At 69.1% G+C, this 17,907-nt stretch carries 17 protein-coding genes; 13 read left to right on the top strand and 4 right to left on the bottom strand.

Annotated elements, in window-relative coordinates:
- The first annotated feature begins 5 nt into the window (after positions 1–5).
- From GX543_RS09045 to GX543_RS09030, 4 genes are read left to right on the top strand one after another with little or no spacing between them, the layout of a single operon-like run.
- Complete coding sequence (locus tag GX543_RS09045) at positions 6–1,115, top strand: MCE family protein (protein ID WP_290851463.1); 1,110 nt, start codon at positions 6–8, stop codon at positions 1,113–1,115.
- Positions 1,112–2,230: an MlaD family protein gene (locus GX543_RS09040; RefSeq protein WP_290851429.1), complete on the top strand. Its 1,119-nt coding sequence runs from the start codon at positions 1,112–1,114 to the stop codon at positions 2,228–2,230. The genes GX543_RS09045 and GX543_RS09040 overlap by 4 nt, the downstream gene beginning before the upstream one ends.
- A complete protein-coding gene (locus GX543_RS09035) occupies positions 2,230–3,387 on the top strand; it encodes an MlaD family protein (RefSeq protein WP_290851461.1) in 1,158 nt (385 codons plus the stop codon). The genes GX543_RS09040 and GX543_RS09035 overlap by 1 nt, the downstream gene beginning before the upstream one ends.
- A 10-nt stretch (positions 3,388–3,397) precedes the next feature.
- Positions 3,398–4,141 carry a hypothetical protein gene (locus GX543_RS09030; protein ID WP_290851427.1) on the top strand — a complete coding sequence of 248 codons (744 nt, stop codon included), beginning with the start codon at positions 3,398–3,400 and terminating at the stop codon, positions 4,139–4,141.
- Here the strand turns inward: GX543_RS09030 and treY are convergent.
- Genes treY through GX543_RS09015 form a run of 3 tightly spaced genes read right to left on the bottom strand, consistent with a single transcriptional unit; the run spans position 4,053 to position 9,276 of the window.
- A complete protein-coding gene (gene treY / locus GX543_RS09025; protein WP_290851425.1) occupies positions 4,053–6,455 on the bottom strand; it encodes a malto-oligosyltrehalose synthase in 2,403 nt (800 codons plus the stop codon). The two genes, GX543_RS09030 and treY, sit on opposite strands and share 89 nt — an antisense overlap.
- Positions 6,456–6,490: 35 nt before the next feature.
- A complete protein-coding gene (locus GX543_RS09020) occupies positions 6,491–8,653 on the bottom strand; it encodes an acyltransferase family protein (protein ID WP_290851423.1) in 2,163 nt (720 codons plus the stop codon).
- 56 nt (positions 8,654–8,709) lie between these two features.
- Positions 8,710–9,276: a TetR family transcriptional regulator gene (locus GX543_RS09015; RefSeq protein WP_290851421.1), complete on the bottom strand. Its 567-nt coding sequence runs from the start codon at positions 9,274–9,276 to the stop codon at positions 8,710–8,712.
- Between the two features lie 151 nt (positions 9,277–9,427).
- Between GX543_RS09015 and GX543_RS09010 the strand changes: the two genes are divergently transcribed.
- The 6 genes from GX543_RS09010 (at position 9,428) to GX543_RS08985 (ending at position 14,651) form a co-directional block, all read left to right on the top strand.
- On the top strand, positions 9,428–10,741 hold the full coding sequence (locus tag GX543_RS09010; protein WP_290851420.1) for an adenosylmethionine--8-amino-7-oxononanoate transaminase: 1,314 nt from the start codon (positions 9,428–9,430) through the stop codon (positions 10,739–10,741).
- Complete coding sequence (locus GX543_RS09005) at positions 10,738–11,868, top strand: 8-amino-7-oxononanoate synthase (RefSeq protein ID WP_290851418.1); 1,131 nt, start codon at positions 10,738–10,740, stop codon at positions 11,866–11,868. Before GX543_RS09010 ends, GX543_RS09005 begins: the two co-directional genes overlap by 4 nt.
- Positions 11,865–12,569 carry a dethiobiotin synthase gene (bioD, locus tag GX543_RS09000; protein WP_290851416.1) on the top strand — a complete coding sequence of 235 codons (705 nt, stop codon included), beginning with the start codon at positions 11,865–11,867 and terminating at the stop codon, positions 12,567–12,569. The genes GX543_RS09005 and bioD overlap by 4 nt, the downstream gene beginning before the upstream one ends.
- Before the next feature lie 47 nt (positions 12,570–12,616).
- The gene (gene bioB / locus GX543_RS08995; RefSeq protein WP_290851415.1) at positions 12,617–13,657 is read left to right on the top strand and encodes a biotin synthase BioB; all 1,041 of its coding nucleotides are present in this window, start codon (positions 12,617–12,619) and stop codon (positions 13,655–13,657) included.
- A gap of 110 nt (positions 13,658–13,767) precedes the next feature.
- Positions 13,768–14,007 (top strand): hypothetical protein, encoded by a 240-nt coding sequence (locus tag GX543_RS08990; protein ID WP_290851460.1) that lies wholly within the window; start codon positions 13,768–13,770, stop codon positions 14,005–14,007.
- Positions 14,004–14,651, top strand: a complete 648-nt coding sequence (locus tag GX543_RS08985) for a DUF2567 domain-containing protein (protein WP_290851413.1) — start codon at positions 14,004–14,006, stop codon at positions 14,649–14,651. Before GX543_RS08990 ends, GX543_RS08985 begins: the two co-directional genes overlap by 4 nt.
- On the opposite strand, the gene GX543_RS08980 is transcribed toward GX543_RS08985, so the two are convergent.
- Positions 14,614–15,291, bottom strand: a complete 678-nt coding sequence (locus GX543_RS08980; protein ID WP_290851411.1) for an NUDIX domain-containing protein — start codon at positions 15,289–15,291, stop codon at positions 14,614–14,616. The two genes, GX543_RS08985 and GX543_RS08980, sit on opposite strands and share 38 nt — an antisense overlap.
- A 122-nt stretch (positions 15,292–15,413) precedes the next feature.
- Here GX543_RS08980 and GX543_RS08975 point away from each other — a divergent pair, with 122 nt between their 5' ends.
- The 3 genes from GX543_RS08975 to nadC all read left to right on the top strand — a co-directional run bounded on the left by GX543_RS08975 (position 15,414) and on the right by nadC (position 17,882).
- Positions 15,414–15,809, top strand: coding sequence for a hypothetical protein (locus GX543_RS08975; RefSeq protein WP_290851409.1), 396 nt, complete (start codon positions 15,414–15,416; stop codon positions 15,807–15,809).
- 168 nt (positions 15,810–15,977) lie between these two features.
- Complete coding sequence (gene nadA, locus GX543_RS08970; RefSeq protein WP_290851458.1) at positions 15,978–16,988, top strand: quinolinate synthase NadA; 1,011 nt, start codon at positions 15,978–15,980, stop codon at positions 16,986–16,988.
- Positions 16,989–16,994: 6 nt separating this feature from the next.
- Positions 16,995–17,882 (top strand): carboxylating nicotinate-nucleotide diphosphorylase, encoded by an 888-nt coding sequence (nadC, locus tag GX543_RS08965; RefSeq protein WP_290851408.1) that lies wholly within the window; start codon positions 16,995–16,997, stop codon positions 17,880–17,882.
- Positions 17,883–17,907: the final 25 nt, after the last annotated feature.

Here is a 17,907-nt window from a genome sequence, read left to right as displayed (position 1 = left end):
AGACGATGCGAGGAACCAAGACGGGGGCCCGACGCGTGCTGTCCGCCGTGGCGCTGACCGCAGCGGGTGCGCTCACCGTGACCGGGTGTTCGCTGGTACCGGCCACCTGGACGGCGGCGGCGGGACAGGCCAACACCGTGACCGCCTACTTCGAGAATGTCGCGGGCCTCTTCGAGGGCAACGACGTCGCCGTGCTCGGCATGCCGGTAGGCCGAATCACCAGCGTGGTGCCGCAGGGCACGCGGGTGAAGGTCGAGATGACGGTCGACAACAGCATCGATGTCCCCGCCGACGTGACTGCGGCCATCGTGAACACCTCGATCGTCACCACGCGCCACATCGAACTGACGCCCACCTACAAAGAGGGGCCGAAGCTCGAAGACGGCGGCACCATCAAGCACACCGAGGCCCCGGTCGAGATCGGCACGCTGTTCGATTCGATCGACCGCATCGTGAAGTCCATGTCGGGAGAGAAGCCGGGTGAAGGACCCATCGCCGACTTCGTCGACGTGACCTCCGGGATCGCGTCGGGCAACGGCGACAAGCTGCGCGTGGCGCTCGACGCGCTGTCGAAGGCGGGCAAGCTCGGCGCCGACAACGGCGACGCGCTGACCTCGATCATCAAGTCGCTCAGCACCCTCACCACCGCGCTCACCGACAACTATCCGAAGATGAAGCAGTTCTCGGCGTCGATGACGCAGGTCTCGGACATGTTGGGCGACCAATCCGTCGGACTCGTCGCGACCCTGGCCGACCTCAACCGAACCCTGCAGAACACCTCCGAGTTTCTCGCGAGCAACTCGGGGACCATCAGCTCGTCCACCGGGCGGTTGGCGGCACTGGCGGCCAACCTCTCGGACTTCTCCCGCGAGGTCGTCGAGACCATCGACGTGGCTCCGCTGCTGGTCCAGAACCTGTCGAACTCGGTCTCGGCCGAGCAGGGGGCCTGGCGGACGCAGGTGCTGCTCGACAAGTCGCTCCTCGACAACGAGTTGCTCAACAAGATGTGCAATGCGCTGAACATGAATCAGAAGGGCTGCGACACCGGCCAACTGAAGGACTTCGGTCCCGATCTCGGCATCTACTCCGGCCTGTTGGAGTTGAGCAAGAAATGACGCTGACACACACGACCGGACTGGCGAAGAAGCTCGGGTTCGCGGCCGTCGCGCTGGCGACCTCGGTGAGTCTCGCCGCGTGCGGCGCGGTGCCGGGCATCACGGTGGAAGAGATTCCGCTGCCCGCGCCCGGCGGCCTCGGCGATTCGATGACCGTCCACACCCAGTTCGAGAATGCGCTCAACCTGCCGAACAAGGCGAAGGTCCGCCTCGGCGGCGTCGACGTCGGCGAGGTGGAGTCGATCGTCGCGGAGAACTATCGCGCCGAGGTCACGATGAAGGTGTCGACGGACACGCGGCTCCCGATCGGAACCGGCGCCGAGCTGCGCCAGGCCACTCCGCTCGGTGACGTGTTCGTGGCGCTGCAGCCCCCTGCCGACTCGTCGAAGGGCTTTGTGCAGGACGGGGGCCGGCTCACCGGTCCGACCTCCGCCGCAGCCACCGTCGAGGATCTGCTGATCAGTATGACCGCGCTCGTCGACTCGGGGTCGGTCAGCTCGCTGCAGCGCATCTTCACCGAACTCAGCACCGCCGTCGGGGGCAATGCTCCCGAGCTCAAGGGAGCGATCGAAGGCTTCACCACGGCGATCCACAAGTTCAACGAGAACTCGGCAGCCGTCGACGAGGCCATGGCGACCACCGCCAAGTGGAGCAAGCAGTTGGCGGACGGCCGTACCCAGATCGCGGCAGCCATCAACAAGCTGCCCGCCGCGATCGACACCGTCAACGACCAACTCGGGATGATCCTGACGACGCTCGACAAGTCGAACTCGGTCACCGCGGCGACGACTGACTTCCTGAACACCGAGCAGGACGACTTCGCCGAGATGCTCGGTCATCTGAACACCACGCTGGTGGCACTGAACAACTCGGCGCCGATCTTCGGTCCGCTGTCGGATCGCTTGGCCGAGCTGAACCCGAAGTGGATCAAGTCCACCTCCGGCAGTGCGGCGGCCGTCTCGGCGAAGCTGTTCTGGCTCACCCCTGGCGCCGGATTCGATTCGGCGTCGAGGCTGCCCGAAGGCGCCGACATCACCAACGGGATGCACAGCATGGAACAGACTCTCGCGCGGATCATCGCTCGCCTCACCGGAACCCAGGGGTGCTGTTCATGATGACGTGGTTGCGCAAGCACAAGATCGCCGTCGGCAACATCGGGTTGGTGTTGGTGATGCTGGTGGGCCTGGCCTTTCTGGCGTTCAACAGCCTGAGCTGGCGTCCGTGGCAGAAGACCTATGACGTGACCGTGCACTTTCCGGTGTCGGGAGGCCTGCAGGACACCAGCAAGGTGATGCTGCGCGGATCCAAGATCGGCGACGTCGAATCGATCCAGGTGACGCCGAAGAGCGTCGACGTGGTGCTCCGTCTGCGCAACGAGTTCAAGGTGAACAAGAACGCCACCTTCTCGGCACTCGGGCTGTCGGCCGCGGGTGAGCAGTTCGTCAACATCACGCCGACGACCGACGACGGCCCGTTCCTGAGCGACGGCGACGAGATCCAGGTCGCGCAGACCCACGTCACCGCGCCGTTCCCGGGCATGCTGCAGTCGACGCTCGACGTCATCAGCCAGATCGACGCACCCAAACTGACCTCGACGATGCAGGAGTTGGAGATCGCGCTGAACGATCGCGGACCCAACCAGCTCCGGTCGATCTTCCGGTCCGGCGGCGAGATCTTCTCCGACCTGGCGAAGGTGCTGCCGCAGACGACGAAGCTGATTCAGAACACCGGCACCATCCTGAAGACCACCGCGGAGATCCAACCCGACCTGGATGCGCTGGCCGGCGGCCTCGACTCGGTCTTCACGGCAGCTGTCGAGGCAGACAAGGAACTGCGGAGTCTTCTCGGCAACGGGCCCGGACAGTTCACCAGCCTCACCGGGTCGCTCGCGACGATCACCGATCCGCTGACGGATGTGCTCACCCAGTTCCTGGATGTGGCACGGCAGGGCGCGTTGCGCGCCCCCGCCCTGGCCACCCTGTTCCCGTCGATTCGCGGCGGCTCGATCCAAGGCCAGAAGATGTTCCACGGCGGGGCCTGGTGGGCCCTCGCGTCGCTGTACCCGCGCCCGTCGTGCAACTACCAGATGTCGCCGGTGCGACCGACCAAGATCCTGGAGTTGGCGGTGCCGAAGAATCTGTACTGTGTGACCGAGGATCCGACCCTGCAGACGCGCGGAGCTGCGAATGCTCCTCGTCCGAAGGGCGATGACACGGCGGGACCGCCTCCGAACTACGATCCGAACGCAAGAACGGTTCCGCTAGACAAGTGATGAAGGACGTATGAGTTCAGCTGACTCGAAAGACAATGCGGTTTCGGTGAAGGGCCTCGCGAAGGACGAATCCGCTGAGGAGACGTCGGAGGCCGAGCGTTCGATCAACGCTGAGAAGCGTGCCGCGCGCCAGGCCCGGCGGGACGAGGCATCGTCCGGGCAGGTGACCATCCCGGTGCGGACCCTCAAGCTGATCGGTGGCGCGGTTGTCGCGCTTCTGGTGGTCGGCGCCTTCGCCTTCGGCGGTTGGCAGCTGTATCAGAACAATCAGCGGCTCAACGCGTTCGACGACAGCAAGGCGGCAGCGGCGCACTTCGTGACCACCTACTTCGATGCGATGGGCGGCCCCAACGCGTCGGCCGAATCGCTACGCGAGGCCGTCGGACCGTTGACCACCGGTCAGTTCAAGGAACGGCTGAGCTCAGACGCGGTGGTGAGCACCGACTTCATGAAGCAGAACAAGGTCGAGAACATGAAGACGACCGTCACCTCGTCGATGGTCGAATCGTTCGACGCCGACGAGGCGACGGTGGTGCTCGGCGTCGATGTGACCGGTACCAGCGCAGCCAGCGCGGGCGGCGGTCGCAACGCGATCCTGCTTCAGATCGAGATGACCAAGGTCGACGGCGACTGGCTCGTCAGCAGCATCGGCGCGGGCCCGGGCGTCACCGTCGGTGCGCAGCAGGGCGAGCAGACCGCCCCGGTGCCCGGCGAGACGCCCGCTCCGGCCCCCGAGCCGGCTCCGGCGCCGTAGCCTCCAGCGGCTCCAGCACGGCGAGCGCGCGGTCGCGCAGCAGCGTCTCGGCGTCGACGGTGCCGCTGAAGGCGTTGCCGGTGAAGGCATCGACCCAGGTGCCCGAGGGCAGGACGAGGTGGGTCTTCGCGCGTATGTCCGGGTCGGTGAACATCAGGGCCAGCCGGACCGCGACGACCACGACCTCGGCCTTGCCCGCGCGTCCGCGCGCGAAGGCGACGACGTGACCGATGGTCTCGCCGCGCAGCGGCAGGGGGAGGTACCCGCTGCCGCCGCCGAAGGCCGCGGGGTTCCGACGTCGCACCGCGAGGCAGGTGCGGATCACCCGGGCCTTCGGATGATCGAGACTGCGCGTGTAGTCGACTGGACGCCGGTTGTCCGGGTCGGTGAGCGAATCGTCCCACCACTGAGTTCCCTGGTAGATGTCGCCGACGCCGGGCAGCAGGAGCGAGAGCGCCTTGCGTGAGAGCGCCTCGGTCCGTCCCGCGGGAGCGATCGCGGCGACGAACTCCGACAGCAGGTCGGCGGCGGGACCCCGCTGCATCGCGGCGAGCCATTCCTGGACGTCGGCTTCGGCGTCGTCGTTCACCTCGGTCCACGACGACACCAGGCCGCCCTCGCGCATCGCCTTGCGGGCGTACTCGGCTAGTCGCCGGGCGAGCACGGCGTCGGGGCGACCGTCGTCGGGCCACACGCCGACCAGGTTCTGCAGGAGGAAGTAGCAGATCAGCCCGTGGGGCGGCGGTTGCAGGCGCCAGAGTCGGTCGACCAGAATCCGCCAGCGCTGCGGAGTCTGGGCGATGACGGCGATCCGTGCGCGCACGTCCTCGCTGCGCTTGGTGTCATGAGTGGAGAGCGCGATCATCGCTCGCGGCCAGGAGTCCGCTCGCCGGACGGCGCGATCGATGAAGTCGATGCGGTTGATGGCGGGCACCAGGGGATTGCAGCCGAGTTCCTGGCTGGACACCAGGCGCGCCGTCCGGTGGAAGCCGACGTCCTCGACGCCCTTGCCGTACACCGCGGCCACCGCCTCGCCGATGCGGGCGATGGCGTCGGGCGCCGAGGTGGGATCCCGGAAGGCGGCGTCCAAGACCGCGAATCCCTGGGCGAGCGACGGGTACTCGTCGGCGAGATCGGCGATGACCCGGAGGACGGAAGCCCGCTGTGACGGGTAGTCGGGGCGGCCGGCGGCAGAGCAGATCAGCAGCGACGCCGCCTTCTGCACCGCATGCGCGGGGACCTCGGGCGCCGTCGGCGTCAGCAGATCGGTCACCCGCTGAATTCGGTCGGGGAACTGGTCGACGAGCACGGACTGCCGGGTGATGCGTCCTCGGGCCGCGAGATGATCGCCGTCGCCCGCGACGCCCGCGATCGCACGGTAGGTCTCCTCGAGTTCGATGGCGCCGCTGGGAGCGGTGAAGCGCGATTCGATGAGCTGGAGCTGGTCGTAGCCGGTGGTGCCGTCGACGGGCATCTCCGGGTCGAGGTCCTCGTCGGTGCCGAGCCCCTTCTCGATGTAGATGAGGCGCTGATCGCCGAGGTCGGCACGCAGTCGCCGCAGATAGCCGATCGGATCGTGCAGGCCGTCGACGTGGTCGACCCGGACGCCGTCGATCAGGTCGTCGACGACCAGTTCGCGGAGCCACGCGTGGGTTGCGTCGTACACCTCCGGGACTTCCTGGCGCAGGGCTGCGAGCCCGTTGACGGCCAAGAACCGGCGGTAGCCGACGCGCCGACTGTCGTAGGGCACGAGGCGATAGTGCTGCAGCTGATGGACGGCCAGCGGATCGTCGCCCGGGGCCCAGGTGCCGGGCGCGGTCGGCAGCGCTATCTCGCCGAGCACCAGACGACCGTGATCATCGACTCGCAGATCGGCCAGGTCGTCGGAACTGCCGAGGTACGGCAGATTGATCAGGCCGTCCGTGGGCGCGGTGTCGAGGTCGAAGTAGTGCGCGAACGGCGACTCGAGGCCGTGGATCAAGACGTCGGACCACCACGGATTGTGCTCCGGGTCGGCCACGCCGACGTGATTGGGGACGATGTCCACGATGATGCCGATGCCGAGTGCGCGGGCGTGTTCGCGCAGGAGATGGAAGCCTTCGGGGCCGCCCAGAACCTCGGAGATCCGCGCGGGCGGCGTCCAGTCGTAGCCGTGCTGGGAACCGGGCATCGCCGCCAGAATCGGGGACAGGTACAGATGACTGATCCCGAGCTCGCAGAGGTGCTGCAGGATTCCTGCCACTTCGGCGAACGTGAACTCGGGGGTCAGCTGAACGCGGTAGGTGGCTACCGGGTCGACGGGAATCCCGGTCATGCCCCTCCTCTATGCGGCTCGCCGAGCGTGGCGCGTCAGTTGTGGACTTCCGGGCCGGCCCATGGCAGCGCGGCGGCGAGTTGGCGCGACAGCTCGCGCGTCAGCGTCCGGACATAGGTCGCGCTCAGGTGGTGATAGTCCTTGTACACGATGATGTTACCGACGACAGCCGGGCAGAAGTCGGCGGTGCAGATGCCGTCGGTCAGGTCGAGCGCGTGGAACAGCGGGTTGGCCGCGGCGACGGCGTCCGCGGGGTCGACGGGGTGCAGCGCACTGGCGCGCTCGGTGCCGCAGCTCTGGGCGTTGCCGCCCGCGGCGAGGCAGGCCGGCGTGTCGATGGCGCCGCGCTCGCCGTGGGGCCAGGGAATGTCGCGGATGCCGACCACGGGGATGCCCGCCTCGGTCAGCTCGGCGAAGACGCCTAGGTAGCCCTCGGGGACGTGATCGGCGGGTCCGGCCGGGTCCGGCCGCGTGGAGTTGGTGAAGACCGCGTCGGGCCGGGTGCGCAGGAGGTCGGCCATCACCGCGTCGACCCACGTGCGGCACTCCGGGTACGGCGTGCCCTCCAGGCGCGTCGGGGTGGCCTCGGCGGTCAGCGGGCAGCCCATCTTGAGATAGGTGACCACCCGGAAGCCGTTCTGCTTGCCGATGGCGTCGAGGGCGCCGATCCACATCTCCGCGTGCGAGCCGCCCGCGACGGCGATGGTCTTGGCACCGTTCGGGTCGCCGTAGACCCCGACCGCGGGCGTCGTCGCCGCGAAGTCGCTCATGAAGCCGTCGGGGCCGGTCTGCGGAAGATCCTCGGCGACGGCCAGCGGCGTGGGCTGCGGGTCGAGCGCGGGGACCGGAGCGCCCTCGAGGAGTGCGCGGGCGCCCGGGTAGAGGGCGGGATCGAGGTTCGCGGTGTCGACGTGGACGGTCGCCATGTGCCGGTCCCAGGCCTTGATCGCTCCTGCGGTGCCTGCCGATGCCAGAACCAGCACGATCGTCAGGGCGGCGGTGTAGGTGACGCGCGGATGCGACCGCCAGTGCACGTGGGCCATCGACGAGCGCCCGCCGCCGCGCATCGGGTCTTCGACATACCGCTTCATCAACCACGACAACCCCAGCGAGACCGCGAGGATCGCCGTGCCCTCGAGGAAACCGGCCTGGTCGACGCCGCGCCAGGTCAGATAGAAGATCAGCAGTGGCCAGTGGATCAGGTACAGCGAGTACGACAGGCTGCCGAGCCAGACGGCGCGGTCACTCGCGAGCACGCGGTTGGCGCCGGGCTGCGCCTGGTCGGGCGACACCTGACCGGACCAGATCACCAGGAGGGTGGCCCCGACGGGCACCCATGCCAGGGCGGCCGGGTACTGCGCGACGCCGTCGATCCACCAACCGCAGGTGGCGATCAGCAGCAGGGCGATCACGGTGACGGCGCTGCGCACACGCGTCGAGACCCGCCAGGTGGGCAGCCAGATCGCGAGCAGTCCGCCCACCAGTGGCTCCCACAGGCGCGACAGCGTGTCGTAGTAATTGAACGGCTGATCGACGCTCAGGCGGTGCTGGGCCCATGCGAACGACGCGAGCGCGACCGCGCCGATGACGGCAGCGAAGATCGCGCGGATCACCCCGGCGCGGGTCAGCACCTCGAATCGGCGGCCCAGGAGCTTGATGAGCCCGGCGATCGCGAGCAGGACCACCAGCGCGCCGACGAAGAACTGGCCCTGCATCGACATCGACCAGAGGTGCTGCAGCGGACTGTTGGCGGAACTGGCCGCGAGGTAGTCCTGCGAGTTCTGCGCCAGGTAATAGTTCTGGTAGTAGAGCGCGCTGGCGACGATCTCGCGGCCGATGTTCTGCCAGCGGGTCTGCGTCATCGCCAGGACGGTGAGAATGCCGACGGCGATCAGCACCGTGTAGAGCGCGGGCAGCAGTCGCCGGAGCAGCCTCTTCAGTCGCGGCCACGGATTGACGGTCTCGCCGAGGCCGATGTTCAGCGACTGGCTGTGAATGGTGTGTCGGACCAGTGATCCGATGAAGAAGTAGCCGGAGAGGGTCAGAAAGACGTCGACGCCGCCGGAGACGCGGCCGAACCACACGTGGAAACATGCGACCAGGGCGATCGCGATGCCGCGCAGACCGTCGAGGTCGGTGCGGTACGCGGGCACGGTCGCCGCAGGCTTGGCGGTTTCACCGGCGGTCGTGGCGGACAACTTCTCGCTTCTGTTAGGACGTTCGGCCGCTCGAGCAGGGCGGCCGCCTCCGTAATCTACGTGTCCGCCGACGTCGCGCGAAATCTCGCGCCGTCGAGAATCACTTCGAGGGCGGCCTCGAACTCGTCGGTGAACAGGCGGCCGGAGGGGCCGGTGACGCCGAGGCGTTCCATCTGGGTGCGGGTCTGTTCTTCGATGGTGAGGCCGATGGTCAACTGGCAGATCGCGGTGGCGAGTCCCGCGGCCACCTGCGGCGGGAGACCGCCGGCGACGGCCACGTCGACGATCGTGGTCTCCATCCCGCGCTCGGCGAGCCCAGAGGCCCACGCCGACGAGACGACCTCGGCGCTGTCGGGCACCGCGAGGAGAGCGGCCCGCATGTCGGTGGCGAGGCGGTGAACATCGGTCGCCCAGTCGATGTCGGGTGCGGGGCCGGGGATCGTGGCCAGGATGTTCTCGGCCAGCGCGGCGAGCATCGACTGCTTGTTGGGGAAGTGCCAGTACAGCGCATTGGGACGCACGCCGAGATCGGTGGCCAGGCGACGCATCGTGAGGTCGGCGAGGCTGTGCTCGGCCAAGATGCCTCGCGCGGCGGCGAGGATGTCGGCCCTGGTGTTGGTCACGGTGCCACCCTAACCGGCCGTCGATGCCCGACCTGCGGCACTGCGGCTCCTGTACGTCGTTCAGGGATGTCCTGTACGGTGTTCAAGGATTCTCCTGGACAGTGTCTAGGAGTTGGTAATCGGGTGGGGTAGCGACAGTAGAGGAGACGGTGTGGATTCAGTCACCATCGCCGAGATCGACGCCGAGCACGTCTGGCACCCGTACGGCGGCTTCCCCTCGACCACCGGTCCGCGCGTGGTCCGCGAGTGCGAGGGCGTCACCATCACGCTCGCCGACGGCACCGAGTTGGTCGACGGCATGAGCTCGTGGTGGGCCGCGGTGCACGGCTACCGTCATCCACGACTCGACGCGGCACTGGCGGAGCAGGCGGGCAAGATGTCCCACGTCATGTTCGGCGGGCTCACCCATCAGCCTGCCGCGCAGTTAGCGGCGAAGCTCGTCGCGATGACCCCGGAGCCGCTGCGGAAGGTCTTCTTCGCCGACTCCGGCTCGGTGTCGGTGGAAGTCGCGGTCAAGATGGCCGTCCAGTACTGGCGCAGCCTGGGCCGCCCCGACAAGCGCACGCTGCTCACCTGGCGCGGCGGCTACCACGGCGACACCTTCGCCCCGATGAGTGTCTGCGACCCCGAGGGCGGCATGCACGCCATGTGGCGCGGCGTGATCGCCGACCAGGTCTTCGTGCCCGCGCCTCCGGACGCACGGGAGGGCGGTGCGGTCGATCAGGCTTACCTCGCGATGCTCGACGCCGAACTGGAGGCGCGCCGCGACCACCTGGCCGCGGTGATCGTGGAGCCCGTGGTGCAGGGCGCCGGAGGCATGCGCTTCCACTCGCCGGAGCTGATCGCCGGCCTGCGTCGCCTGTGCGACCGGCACGATGTCCTGCTCATCTGCGACGAGATCGCCACCGGCTTCGGCCGGACCGGCACCCTGTTCGCTGTGGACGCCGCCGAGGTGAGCCCGGACATCATGTGTCTGGGCAAGGCGCTGACCGGCGGCTACTTGACCCTCGCCGCCACCCTGACCACCGACCGGATCGCCGAGGTGATCAGTCGCGGCGAAGCGGGCGGTCTGGCCCATGGGCCCACTTTCATGGCCAATCCGCTGGCCTGCGCGGTGGCCTGCACGTCGCTGGATGTGCTCGCGGACTCGGCGTGGCGATCGCGGGTCCCCGAGATCGGTCGACGGCTGGCCGACGGGCTCGCGCCGCTGCGGCGGGTGTCCGGCGTGGTCGACGTCCGCACGTTGGGCGCGATCGCCGTCGTCGAGCTCGACGGTCCGGTCGACATGGTCGCGGCCACCGACGCGGCCGTGGCCGCGGGCCTCTGGGTGCGGCCGTTCCGCAATCTCATCTACGCGATGCCGCCGTTCATCATCGACGACCGGCAACTCGACGTCGTGGTCGCAGGCATGTCGGCGGCCGCGCACGCATCGTTGGCGACCGCGACCCGGGAGTTGGCCTCATGAGCGCGCCCTGGCTGGCCGACATCGCCGAGCGGACGCTCGACGCCGGACTGCACCGCGCCCCGGTGGCGCGACAGCCGGGAGCCACCGAGATCAACCTGGCGTCCAACGACTACCTCGGCCTGTCGACGCACCCCGAGGTGATCGCAGGCGCGCACGCTGCCCTCGACACCTGGGGAACTGGATCCACCGCCTCCCGCCTGGTGGCGGGCACCACGGCCGCGCACATCGACTTCGAGAACGATGTCGCGGAGTTCCTGGGTTTCGAGGCCGCTCTCGCCTTCTCGTCCGGTTACATGGCGAACATCGGCGCCATCACGGCACTGGTGGGACGCGGCGACCTCATCGTCAGCGACACCGGGGCGCACGCTTCACTGATCGACGGCTGCCGGCTGTCGCGGGCGCGGGTGGCGGTGGTGCCGCGCGGCGACGTCGAAGCGGTGCGCCGGCAGCTCGCCGAGCGCACGGAGGAGCGGGCGCTGGTCGTCACCGACTCCATCTACAGCATCGACGGGATGGTGGCCCCCCTCCGGGACTTCTACGACGCCGCCGTCGACCACGGAGCCATCCTGCTGGCCGACGAGGCGCATGCGCTCGGTGTCCGCGGCCCGGGCGGCCGGGGCGTCGCGGCCGAGCACGGATTGTCGGGCGCGCCCGGTCTGGTGATCACCACGGTGGCCTCCAAGTCGCTCGGCGCGCAGGGCGGCCTGGTGCTCGGCAGCCACCTGCTGCGCGATCACCTCATCGATCACGCCCGAACCTTCATCTTCGACACCGGGCTCAATCCCGCGGCGGTCGGCGCGGCCCATGCTGCCCTCCGGGTGCTCCGAGCCGATCCGGCGATGCCCGATCGGCTCCGGGCCGGTGTCCGCCGGCTGGCGCAGGCGTGCGGCGGCGAGGTCCCCGACGCGGCGGTGGTCTCGCTGATCGTCGGCGACCCGAACCGTGCGGTTCGGGCGGCCGCGCTGTGTCGTGAGCAGGGTGTCTTCGTCGGCTGCTTCCGGCCGCCGTCGGTCCCGGAGGGCACGTCACGGCTGCGTCTCACCGTCCGCGCCGACCTCAGCGACGCCGATCTGGACTTCGTCGCCGGGGTGGTTCGGGGTGCGCTTCGGGACGTGGGTGCGGCATGAGCGCACAGATCCTGGTCGTCACCGGAACCTCCACCGACATCGGCAAGACCGTCGCGGTGGCAGCCGTCGCGGCGGCGGCCCGCGCGGCCGGGCTGCAGGTCGGCGTCTGCAAGGCCGCGCAGACCGGCCTCGCCGTGGATGAACCCGGTGACCTCGCCGACATCCGCCGACTCGCGGGCGAGATCCCGACGCGCGAACCCGCTCGCTTCCCGGAACCGCTGGCGCCGGAGACCGCCGCGGCCCGTGCGGGCATGGCGCCGGTGACCCTCGACGCCATCGTCGGCGCCGTCGCCGAACTCGCGGTTGACGCCGACCTGGTGCTGGTGGAAGGCGCCGGGGGAGTCCTCGTCCGCCTCGCGCCGGACCTGACGGTTCTCGACGTGGCGGTGAGCCTCGGCGCGGATCTGCTCGTCGTCACCGACCCGGGCCTCGGCAGCCTCAACCACACCGAGCTCACCACCCGGGCCGCGGAGGCCGCGGGGGCGGGCGTCCGCGGACTGGTGATCGGAGCCTGGCCCGCAGAACCCGACCTCGCCATGCGCTGCAACATCGCGGATCTGCCGCGTCTCACCGGCGCACCGATCGTCGCCACTGTCCCGGCCGGGGTCGGCGCGATGTCGGAGGTCGACTTCCGAGCTGCCGCGCCGGCCTGGGTCGATCCCCGACTCTTTCATTCCTCACCGGTCGACGTGCCTGCCTGAGCGCGCGTACGACCTCCAGTTCCCTCATTCACCGAAGGAGATTTCCCATGACCACGACCGCCGACACGAGTGCCCCGGCCGACGCCGAGACCACCGCCGACATTCTGGCCGTAGCCCGCGACCAGGTGCTCGAACGCGGCGAGGGCCTCACGCAGGACCAGGTGCTGGCCGTCCTCAAGCTCGACGACGAACGTCTCGAGGAACTGATGCAGTTGGCGCACGACGTCCGGATGCGCTGGTGCGGCCCCGAGGTGGAGGTCGAGGGCATCATCTCGCTCAAGACCGGCGGCTGCCCCGAGGACTGCCACTTCTGCAGCCAGTCCGGCCTCTTCGCGTCGCCCGTCCGGAGCGCCTGGATCGACATCCCGTCGCTCGTCGAAGCCGCGAAGCAGACCGCGAAGACCGGCGCCACCGAGTTCTGCATCGTCGCCGCCGTCCGCGGCCCGGACAAGCGCCTGATGGCTCAGGTGGCCGCAGGCATCGAGGCCATCCGCAACGAGGTGGACATCCAGATCGCCTGCAGCCTCGGCATGCTCACCCAGGAGCAGGTCGACGAGCTGGCCGCGATGGGCGTCCACCGCTACAACCACAATCTCGAGACCGCGCGAAGCCACTTCCCGAACGTGGTCACCACCCACTCGTGGGAGGAACGCTGGGGCACCCTCACCATGGTCCGCGAAGCGGGTATGGAGGTCTGCTGCGGCGGCATCCTCGGCATGGGCGAAACGCTCGAGCAGCGTGCGGAGTTCGCCGCCGATCTCGCCGCGCTGGAGCCCGACGAGGTCCCGCTGAACTTCCTCAATCCGCGTCCGGGCACGCCGTTCGGCGATCTTGAGGTGCTGCCCGCGTCGGAGGCGCTCAAGTCGGTCGCGGCCTTCCGCCTCGCGCTGCCGCGCACCATCCTGCGTTTCGCGGGCGGTCGGGAGATCACCCTCGGCGACCTCGGGGCCAAGCAGGGCATTCTCGGCGGCATCAACGCCGTCATCGTCGGCAACTACCTCACCACCCTCGGTCGTCCCGCGGAGAACGACCTCGACCTGCTCGCGGATCTGAGCATGCCGATCAAAGCCCTCAACGACACCCTGTGAGCGTCGACGGTAGCCTCGAAGAGATTCGGCCGTCCGCGGCGGCCGTGCGGTTCGGCACCAGCAGGCAGCAGGAGGCGACGAAGACGATGAACGGGGCGACGACCGGCACGATGGCCGGGGCGATTCCGGGGCCGTTGCGCGAGCCGCTGCGCTACGGCGTCTACACCGGGATCGAGCTGGAACTGGAATCGCCCGAGGCGGTGCCCGCCGCCGCGCAGCTCGGTCTGGAACCTCCGCGGTTCTGCGGTCAATGCGGTCGCCGCATGGTGGTCCAGGTCCGTCCCGACGGCTGGGATGCCCGGTGTTCCCGGCACGGAACCCTCGACTCCACGGAGTTGGGCGAGCGATGAACATGCGCCGGGCGGTCGTGGTGGTGGTCGCGCTGTTGGGTGCGGCGGTGCTGGTCGCGGGGTTGTGGGTGCTGATCGCACCCGCCGCGAACCTCACCGTCGAGCACGACGGCACCGCGGGTTTCACCACCGAGGCCGACCCGGCCAAGCTCTTCGACGGCGTCGCGGTCTTTGCGCTGCTGGCGATGGGACTCGGCGTGGTGATCGCGCTGGCGTCCTGGTTCGGGCTCCGTTCGACGCGGGGCCCGGGGGGACTGCTGTTCGTGACCGTGATGTCGATCGCGACGGCGGCGATCGCCCTGCAACTCTCGGAGGTCTTCACCCGGTCGGTCCGCGCCGACCTCGACCCGGCGGCACCGGGCGCGTATCAGCGGACGGGAGCCCTCTGGCTCGATGGAAGCGTAGGCCCGTCGTGGTTGCTGCTGATCTGTGCGCCGGCCGCCGCGCTGCTGGTCTACCTGGTGTGCGTGATCTCCTGCGCCGACGCCGATCTCGGTCGCGGCGACGGGGACCGGGAGGCGACGAAGCGGCCTCCGGTGCCGGTGTCCGGGCCGGCAGGCGAGGACTTCGTCCCGATCGGATCGGGACCGGTCGCGCCGGCGTCGCTCACATCGGCGGACGAAGCGCCGCGAACTCGTCCGTGACGCGCAGGCGAGAGTCGGCGAAGGCGAACAGCGCGGGTGGTCTACCGCCCTTGCCGCCGGTCCGACCCACCGTCCCCGTCGCGACCACCACACCGCGGCGCGAGAGCACCCGGAGCAGATTGGTCGAGTCGACCGCGTAGCCCAGCGCTGCGCCGTAGATCTCGGCGAGCTCCGACATCGGGAACTGGCTGGGTGCGAGCGCGAAGGCGATGTTCGTGTACGACAGCTTGCCCGCGAGCCGGTGCCGGGCCAGGTCGACGATGTCGCGGTGGTCGTAGGCCAGCGGCGGCAGCTGATCGACGGCGAACCAGTCGGCGTCCGACACCGTCTCGGCCGCGATGTCGCTGGGGACCAGTCCCAAGAATGTCGATGCGACCGTGCGCTCGTCCGGGACGCGATCGGGGTCGGAGAACACCGACAACTGCTCCAGGTGCGCGACGCGGGTCAGGCCCGCACGGGTGCCCAGCCATCGCACCGCCGCGGAACCCAGGGTCTCGCGCTCCACGATCGGTCCGCCGGGCAGTGACCATTCGTCGCCGCTTCGGGTCAGCAGCACTTGCAGCACGGGTTCCGAGCCGGCCAGATCACGGACCTGGAAGACCGAGGACAGCACCTCGACGCGAACAGTGGTGTCGGACATGGCCACCAGCCTAAGCGGCGCCGAGGCCGCGGATGGGCGCAGTGTCCGCGATAGGCTTCGACCATGCCGGCCGACCAGGGCGATCCGCCGCGCTGCGGGCCTCGGGGATCGGCGCCGCCTGTATGGGCGGAGATCCCCGCTGGGTGTTCGAGCACTCCGTCGCGATCGAGATCGACATGGCGCCCTGGCTCTTCAGCGTGGTGCCCGTCGAGGCGGGTCGGGTGCTCCGGGCGACGGCGTCAGTGACGGTGCTGGCCTACCGCGACCGTGCCGACTCGATTCTGGAGTTCGCGGGGCCTGCCTTGATGGTCGCGACGGCGAGCCGTCGGCCGTTTCGACTCGGCGTCGAGACGATGCTCGTGGGGCCGGGAGTGCCGCCCGAGACGACCTTCGCCGACGACGGCGCGGCGGTGCTGAACCGCGAACTCGCGGTGGTGGATGCCGAGCTCGCCGACAATCCGCACTACCGCGGCGTGGCCGTGCACCACTGGGCTGCGTGGCGCGATCTGCGGCCCTGACAGGTCGCCGGGAATGCGGTCTCGATCACAGGTGTTACCATGGCGAGGTGTTTTCGATCTATGGTCGAAAACCTCCGGAGCGCAGCCCTGCTTCGGAGATGGAACGATGGGAGAGCAGTCGAGATGACTACTGGAACCGTGATCACCCGGACCGAGACCGATCTGGGCATGCCCGACCCGCGCCACAGCATTCCGGCCGCGTACGGCGGCGTGGAGGCCGACGCCGCGTGGGCGGCGGAGATCAAACGGCTGGCCAAGGCGCGCAACGCCACCATCCTGGCGCACAACTACCAGGTTCCGGCGATCCAGGACATCGCCGACCACGTTGGCGACTCGCTGGCGCTCTCGCGTATCGCGGCCGAGACCGACGCCGACGAGATCATCTTCTGCGGCGTCCACTTCATGGCCGAGACCGCGAAGATCCTCAGTCCCACCAAGCGCGTGCTGATTCCGGACGAGCGTGCAGGCTGCTCGCTGGCCGACTCGATCACCGCCGACGATCTCCGCGCATGGAAGGCCGAGTACCCGGACGCGGTCGTCGTCTCGTACGTCAACACGACCGCCGAGGTGAAGGGCCTCACCGACATCTGCTGCACGTCGTCCAACGCGGTCGACGTGGTCGCGTCGATCGACCCCGACAAGGACGTGCTGTTCCTGCCGGACCAGTTCCTCGGCGCTCACGTGAAGCGGGAGACCGGTCGCGACAACATTCACATCTGGGCGGGTGAATGCCACGTGCACGCGGGCATCAACGGCGACGAGCTGATGGAGCAGACCGCGGCGCACCCGGACGCGGAGTTGTTCATCCACCCGGAGTGCGGCTGCGCGACGTCGGCCCTGTACCTGTCGGGCGAGGGCATCGTGCCCGAGGAGAGGGTCCAGATCCTCTCGACCGGCGGCATGATCGAAGCCGCACGCGAGTCGAAGTCGGGGCAGGTGCTGGTCGCGACCGAGGTCGGCATGCTGCACCAGTTGCGACGCGCCGCGCCGGAGATCGATTTCCGTGCGGTCAATGAGAAGGCCGCCTGCCCGTACATGAAGATGATCACCCCCGCTGCCCTGCTGCGTTGCCTCACCGAGGGGCGCGACGAGGTGCACGTGGCACCGGATGTCGCCGAGCGTGCGCGACTCTCCGTGGAGCGGATGATCGCCATCGGCAACCCCGGTGGCGGAGAATAGGCGCTCGTGAGCAGCTTCATCGGACAGCAGACCACCGGCGACCTCGACCTGGTGGTCGACGAGGAACTCGACGCCCTCATCCGCACCGCACTCCTTGAGGACCTGCGGTACGGACCGGACGTCACCACGCTGGCCACCGTGCCGGCCGACACCGTCGCCGACGCGAAGATCGTGGCCCGGCAGGCCGGCGTGGTGGCCGGCCTGCCGGTGGTCCGCGCGGTCTTCGACCAGGTGATCGGTGCGGGAAACTACGTCGTGACCGAGCAACTCGCCGACGGCGCCCGCGTGGAGCCCGGTTCGGTGGCTCTGGCCGTGCGGGCGCCGGCGACGTCGTTGCTGACCGCCGAGCGCACCGCGCTCAACCTGCTGTGCCATCTGTCCGGCATCGCGACGGCCACCGCGGCTTGGGTCGAGGCCGTCGACGGCACCAAGGCCCGCATCCGGGACTCACGCAAGACGCTTCCGGGGCTGCGCGCATTGCAGAAGTACGCGGTCCGCGCGGGCGGGGGCGTCAACCATCGCATGGGACTCGGCGACGCCGCGTTGATCAAGGACAATCACGTCGTCGCGGCGGGGGGCGTCGGCAAGGCGCTCGCCGCAGTGCGCGCCGCAGCGCCGGAGGTCCCGGTGGAGGTCGAGGTCGACTCGCTCGAACAGCTCGACGAGGTGTTGGCGCTGGCGCCGCAGCTGGTGCTGCTCGACAACTTCGAGCCGTGGGCCACGCAGATGGCTGTTCAGCGGCGGGACGCGGCCTCGCCCGACACCCTGCTGGAGTCGTCCGGCGGCCTCAGTCTCGACGTCGCCCTGGACTACGCCCGCACGGGGGTGGACTTTCTTGCGGTCGGCGCCCTGACCCACTCGGTGACGGTGTTGGATTTCGGTCTCGACATGTGAGGTGAGGTCGGGGAACCCCGACCTC

Origin of the sequence: Gordonia sp. (in: high G+C Gram-positive bacteria) (assembly GCF_012515855.1) — a bacterium.
Lineage (GTDB): Bacteria > Actinomycetota > Actinomycetes > Mycobacteriales > Mycobacteriaceae > Gordonia.
Note: the sequence above shows the minus strand (reverse complement) of the source record. Positions and strands in the feature narration are given on the sequence as shown.